Source organism: Bartonella sp. AA56HLJMS (genome assembly GCF_042197145.1).
Lineage (GTDB): Bacteria > Pseudomonadota > Alphaproteobacteria > Rhizobiales > Rhizobiaceae > Bartonella.
This window is the reverse complement of record NZ_JBHIRL010000032.1, coordinates 1-7,387: the sequence shown is the minus strand read 5'-3', so window position 1 is coordinate 7,387 and position 7,387 is coordinate 1. Positions and strand designations below refer to the sequence as shown.

2 protein-coding genes and 1 pseudogene are annotated in these 7,387 nt (G+C 37.1%); all 3 read right to left on the bottom strand.

Features of this window, described 5'->3' with window-relative positions; all coding sequences use genetic code 11:
• A pseudogene (locus ACFINI_RS09080) lies at window positions 1-1,459 on the bottom strand (hypothetical protein); the annotation flags it as partial.
• Between the two features lie 1,180 nt (window positions 1,460-2,639).
• Entirely contained in the window at window positions 2,640-5,777 is a 3,138-nt protein-coding gene (locus ACFINI_RS09075; RefSeq protein ID WP_375647958.1) for a YadA-like family protein, read from the bottom strand.
• 1,102 nt (window positions 5,778-6,879) lie between these two features.
• A partial coding sequence (locus ACFINI_RS09070) for a YadA-like family protein (RefSeq protein ID WP_375647952.1) occupies window positions 6,880-7,387 on the bottom strand: 508 nt, incomplete at its 5' end.

Genomic DNA, 7,387 nt, shown 5'->3' with positions numbered 1-7,387 from the left:
ATAGCTGGTTACCCGCTACAGCATCACTTGAGCCTTTAGTTATAGATCCATTGGAAAGCGATGTTATCTTGCTGCTTACCTTCTCTTCACCATGCGTCGCTACAAAGGCATTCGCCGTTTGGCTCCAGATTAAAGAATCACTCTTTTCACCAGCAATTTCTTTGCTAATCTCATTTTTAATATTCGTGATAGAATCACCAACACCGGCAAAGGCAGACGCGACACTGTCATAAGTCGAATCAGTAACATCACCATCAGGATTAAATCGCTTAACCTTGAATGTAGGAGCATTCCACGTGCCATTCTCATACTTAGCATTACCACCTAAAGATTTTGCAACACTGCTACCTAGAGCATGAAGCTGATTACCCGTTACGGCATCCGTGGAACCAGCATTAATCGAACCATCTAAAAGAGATGTAAGCTTGCTATTACTTTTGCTATCTTTCTCTCCATGCGTCGCTACAAAAGCATGTGCAGTATCGCTCCAATGCAAGGAATCACTCTTTGCTTCAGCAATATCTTTGCTAAGTTCATTCTTAATATTCGTGATAGAATTATTCATATTTACGAAAGAAGTTCCTACACCAGCAAACGCTGTTGCTACATCATGATACTCTTTATCTTCTGTTTTGCCATCTTCTTTCACGCGCTTAACCGTGAATGTAGGTACACTCCAAATTCCATCCGCATAACTAGCATTACCACCTAAAGATTTTGCAACCCCAGTGCCTAACGTATAAAGCTGGGAACCATTAACGGCATCGGTTGACGTTTTTGAGAGCTCACCAGGAGAAACATCCAAAAGACGCCGTGTCTCACCTTTACTACTCCGAATAGTTATTTGAGTTAATGGTGAGGTACCAGCAATAGTTATTATCTTTTCATCGTCCGCTCGGACTAGTTCACGAGATAAGCTTCTTATAAGAGAAAAGTTGTCTGTATTTTCATGCAGATCATCACCGTGAGATGGATTATCTTGTTTTCCCCCAATAGCATGGGGTTTCTTTATCTCAACAATCTGATGATTTAAACCTGCCAAATCACTATTAGTGCCAGAAAATGCATCCGCAACACTTTTATAACCTTCTACATTCTTATAACCTTCCGTACCTGCAAATGCAGTATCAAAAGCAGCTTTAGTCTGAAACTTAATATTAAGACTTAAGTTCTTGGGGGCATCCTCCCCCTCCACAAATGCAGAGTCACTATCTCTATACAATTTACTGCCAACTACATAGGCTGGCGGTATACCTTTAAGCGCATTTGTACCACCACTAAAGTCGTTTGATATGTTATTTAAAATCTGAGTAGCAGCAGCAACAGGAGAAACATTTGATAAAAATATAATCACTGAAGCCAATGAAAGCGCTTTAATAAAAAGCCGTCGATAAAACGAGCAAGAATCTTTACAATCATTCACCACTAGCGCTTTTGGTGTGGTATATAATTTTTTCATAACAAATTCTCCAAATAGGAAAGACATATTTAGAACATTAAAAAGTCATATTTCAGTGTTAGGAGTGATTAACGACGTGATTTTTTTTGTTCTTTATAAAGTTTGAGTTTGCCGCAGAGGCGAACAGAAGTAATTAGAAGTCTAGCAAGGTTGCAATCAATCTTGATAAACGATGTGGTTAATGGGTTTTTTATTTTTTCCGCCTTTAAGAAGGGTGTTTTTTTTGCAACAAAACTCCTGGATGAGGGTGAAAAACAGGTATGAAGAAGACATACTTGCACCCTATTGTTAGGTCTGCGGTTTATAGTTTTAAAAGTAAAAGAGTTCATTTTATATGATTAAGAAGCTGTAAGGTATTATTAGGGGAAAAGTTTAAGTTGTTGGCTGAATGATTTAGAGTACTTGTTGTGAAATCATTACGCTTTTATCGCGGGGATAAGCGGCATACTCTTGAGATTTAGAGTAAAATGAGGATGATTGTGTGTGTTGTTCATAATCAACTGCCCCCCCTTGCGAGCATTTTTCTGTTTTTGCCAAAATGAGTCTTACTAAAGAATATTTTGTGATGTTATAGACTATTGAGTGAAATAGCAAGAAGAAAATGAATTTAATTATTTTTACAGAATGAGTCTTTCCGATTTATATAACCGTGAAATATCCTTATAACTTTAAAACTCATAGATTCCATGCACTATAGACTTGTCTAGAGATTCTGTTTCATAGTTTTATTTAAGTGTCCCATTTTGATCAAAATGAGTCTTACTAATAATTGCTGCTGTTGCGTGCCTCATGATTGCTACTGCTATGTACAGAGCAAATAAATAAAATAATAAAATAGGATTTTCAAATTTTTAAACGTATCCCCCAATGGATATTTTCTATCAATGAAATTATAGAACGTACAGTTTTAAAATACTGCGCAATTACGCACTGAGAGTACTACTCTGTATTTGTAAAATTTTTGTTAAAGTGCTTTACTTCTTACTAAAATCAATCTCACTAAGATTATTACTATAGAATACATTGGTATAAGACTTTAATTATTATAAGACTTTATAAATATACTACTCTATGGCCTTCTCTGTAAAATATTACTTCTCTATAATATAAAATTTCGCCCCTGTCTAAGAAGACAAGGGCGAAACTTCGCTTAAATTGTAGTTTTTCATATTCTCTGGTGTTATTTTAATTTCAGAGTTATTCCACCACCTACACCCCACTGACCGCCAGCACTGGTTGCTGATAGATTAGAACGAATCTTGCCATCCTCAGATGTATAACCTGCACCAATCGCAAAGGCAGATTGTCCACGCCAAAAACCGCCACCAAATGAAACACTCACAGATCCTGGGTCATCGAAGTAACGTAAGTTAGAGACTGCCAAACCAATCGCTGCTGCTTGCCTTGCCTCTTTGCGCACATTCGTAATATCATAACTTAGTGCGTCAAACTTCATATCGGTATAGGATTTTGCCTCGTTAACACCATTATTGACTTGATCGTCCGTATACTTTTTCGCACTTTCAAGAGTAATCTTCATCTGCTCCGCGGTATGATCGTATAACTGACCACCATTCACTGCGTCCTTAGAGCCATGTTCAATTTTTCCATCTTTAACATTAGTAATCAAAACAGGCTCACTGTCATCGACACCTTTTAGAGTGATGCTACTGATTTTCTTTCCGCTATCATCGGTATCATAGCTAACCGCAACATTCACCTTGTTTTCAACTTCTGTTACCCTGTCTGTAACGCTGTCTACCTTTTTTTCAACGCCTGTTACCCTGTTACTCATCTGTGAAAACTGATTGTCAGTCACCTCATAAGTTGACTTTTCTAAAATTTCACTAGGAGCAACAGTTACCGTGGTTGAATTATCCACCTCATCTATGGCGCTTTCTTCCTCATCTATGGCAAGAGGTAAGCTTCTTAGAAAACGTGCGCTTCTCATAAAAGGAAAGCCTTTTGAAATAACATCCGAAGGATCACCATTTTGTGGTTTACCCTCTGTTTCACCAATACCAAGGCCATTCTTCATATCAACAACCTGATGATTTAAACCTGCCAAAGCACTATTAACGCCAGCAAATGCATCTGCAACATTAGTATACTCTTTATCAATCTCATTCCCGTCCTTATCAAAGGCTTTAACTGTGAAAGTCGGAGCACTCCAATTTCCACCTTTATATCCAGAACCACCACCGAAATAAGTAGCAATCTGGTTGTTTATCGAATAGAGCTGAGAACCAGTTATAGCATCAGTCGACGTTTCTGAAATCTCACCAGCAGCAATATCAAAAAGACGCCGGCTTTCACCTTCACTACTCATAAAACTTACTTGTTTTAATGGTGATTTAGGAGCAACAGTTATCGTAGTTGGAACCTTCACATTACCTAAAGCACTAGGTAAGCTTCTCATAAAAGGAAAGCCTTCTGAAATAATATCATTCAAATCACCGTCTTGATGGGTGTGTTCCTTTTCTTCAATACCAGGCTTATTCTTTATCTTAACAATCTCCTCATTCAAACTTGTGAAAGCACTATTAACGCCAGAAAACGCATCTGCAACATTAGTATAGTTTTTCTCAGTTGCATTACCATCCTTATCAAAGGCTTTAACTGTAAATGTAGGATGTGACCATTTTCCATCTTTATAGCCAGCACCACCGCCAAAATAACTTGCAAATGTCTGAGCCATCAAATAAATTTGACCACCATTTACTGCTTCGGTCGATGTTGCCGTAAATGCACCCCCTTTAACACCAGAGATAACTCGTGGAAAATTAATACCGTTTGCAATATCTATTCTATCACCACCCTTGTCTCCACCAATCGTAATAAGCCCAGCGCTATTTTGCTTAACAAAACTATCACCTGTCACACTTTCGATCTTTTGATTAAGATTCGTAAAAGAACTACTTACACCAGAAAGCGCATCCCCAACATTCTTATAGTTCTTTTCAGTCCCACTACCATTTTTATCAAAAACCTTAACTGTAAAAGTAGGAGCATTCCAGTTTCCATCTTTATCATATCCAGCATTATCACTAAAATAGCTAGCAACTACATTGCTCATGGCATAAAATTGAGAGCCATTTATCGCATCAGTCGATGTTGCTGTAATCGAACCAGCCTTAACACCCGCAAGAGTCCGTGCCACATTATCAACATTTGCTATATTTACCTGGACCCCTCTTACTTTTCCACCAATGGTAATAAGTCCGGCATCATCTTGCTTAACAAGATCATCACCTGTCCCATTAATGACTATATTCTCAATCTTTTTATCAAGATTTGTGAAAGAACCACTTACGCCAGTAAAGGCATCCGCAACATTAGTATACTTCTTTTCAGCTCCATTACCATCCTTATCAAAGACCTTAACTGTAAAAGTAGGAGCACTCCAGTTTCCATCTTTATAGCCAGCACCACCGCCAAAATAGCCTGCGACTACATTGCTCATGGAATAAAGTTGAGAACCATTTATCGCATCAGTGGACGCTGCTGTAATCGAACCAGCCTTAACACCCGAAAGAGTCCGAACTGCATTATCAACGTTTGCAATGCTTACCTTAGTTCCACTTACTTCTCCACCAATGCTAATAAGTCCTGTATCATCTTGCTTAACAAGACTATTACTTGCTACCTTAATATTTTCAATCTTTGCATCAAGATTCGTGAAAGAACTACTTACGCCAGTAAAGGCATCCGCAACATTCTTATAATCCTTTTCAGCTCCATTACCATTTTTATCAAAGACCTTAACTGTAAAAGTAGGAGCTATCCAGTTTCCTTTTCTATCGTATCCAGCACCACCGCCAAAAGAGATCGCAGTACTGATGCCTTGGGAAAAAAGCTGAGAACCATTGACTGCATCATACGAGATTGGCGAAACCCAACCATCAGCAACACCAGTAAGAGTCCTCAATCCATGAGAGCTATTTGCGATAGTTATTCTATTACCACCTACGTCCGCACCAATTGTAATAAGCCCTGAGCTATCTTGCTTAACAAGCTTATCATACCTGGTTTCAGCGACATAATTCTCCAAACCATACAGCGCAGAACCAACATCTCTATATATTTTACCGTTAATTATATAGGTTGGCGCAATACTTTTACGTATATTTGTACCTCCGCCAAAATACTGTGCTACATTACCCCAAAGATCACAAGCAAAAACAGGAGAAGCATTTGATAAAAAGACAGCTACTGACACTAATGAAAGCGTTTTAATAAAAGGTAATCGATAAGACGAGCAAGAATTTTTTAAATTACTCACTGCTAGCGTGTGTGGTGTGGTATATATTTTTTTCATAATAAATCCTCTAAGTAAAAAAAGATATTTAAAACATCAAAAAGACATATTCCGGTGCTACTCAGCTCCAGAGATTGTTTTTTCTTGTTTTATAAAAGATTAGGGTTGTCATAATGCGGAAGAGGACTATCTAAGATATCAATGAGATAGAAGTCGACGTTGATCGATAGTCCAATTAATGTGGTTTTTATTTATCCCCTTTAAGGAGGGGTGTTTTTCTTCAGCAGAGCCTTTAAATTTAAAGGTGAAGAAAGGTGAAAAAAGTGTAGAAAAAACATATTTGTGTACTATTATTAGGGGTTGCGTATTTAAGAGGCAATAAAATATTTATTGCGGAAGGGAGTTGAGTTGTTTGTTGAGTAATTTAGAGCATTTTTTGTAGGGTTATTGCGCTTTTGTTGTGAAAATAAGCGAGATATCCCTGACTTTTATATTTGTATCTCTTAAAGCTCTTTGAGATCAGACGATTGTGATTTTGTAATTTTGCCATAACTTACCGCACCCCGCTTTGCGAGAAGATTTCTAGTTTCTTTTAATTAATTTTTCGCACTTTATACAGATTATTAAAAAATAGCAAGGAAAAAATGAGACTTTTTATTTCTTTAAGAATACCCCTAGTGGATATTCTATTATAAAATTATAAACTGTATAGTTTTCAAATATTGTGCGGTTACACGTACTCTGTTAATTTATATGAAAACATCCCTCTGGCATTTGTAGTTTTTTGTTAAAATGCTTCACTGTAACTAAAATTAGTCCCACTAAGATTATTATTACAGAATACAATATAAAACTTTACAAGTATACTACTCTATGAATTTCTGTGTAAAATATCACTTCTTATAAAATTTTCACCCTTGTCTGATGAGACAAGAAGGCAAAACTTTCTTAAAAATAAATATCGATTACTCAAATAATTCCTTTTGGAGGTGATAAATGATTTTTTCATATAAAATTTCACAATAAAAAATATATTTTTACTCGAAATACGCCCTTATCTTCTATTGCTATTCATTTATGATGAAAATAACTTTCCTTCTCTTTAAATGGCACATGTAACGCATTTGATAAGAGAAGGAAAATTATTTCGAATTTTCTATTGTTAATTCAGTGTTACCCTAAATCCAGCACCTACACCCCAATGTCCCCCAGCACTCGTTGCAGATACGTTAGAGCGAAATCTTCCATTTTCAGACATATAACCAGCTCCAATAGCAAGTGCAGATTGACTGCGCCATACACCCGTACCAAGTGAAAAACTTAATTTTCCCGGTGTATCGTCATAGCTTAAATTAGATACTGCTAGACCAATAGCAGCAGCTTGTCTTGCTTCTTTCCGAACATCCTGAATAGCATAATTCAATGTCTCAAACTTTATATCCGTATAGGATTTCGACTCGTTAACAGCATCATTGACAAGACTACTAACTTTCTCATCCGTATACTTATTGGCATCTTCAAGAACTATCTTCATCTGCTCTTTAGTATAATCATGCAACTGACCACCATTAACAGCTTGCTGAGAACCTGCTTCAATCTTGCCTGCCGCTACATTGTCTATCATAACAGGTTCGCTGTCATTGCCTCCTACTAACGTAATGCTATTGGTC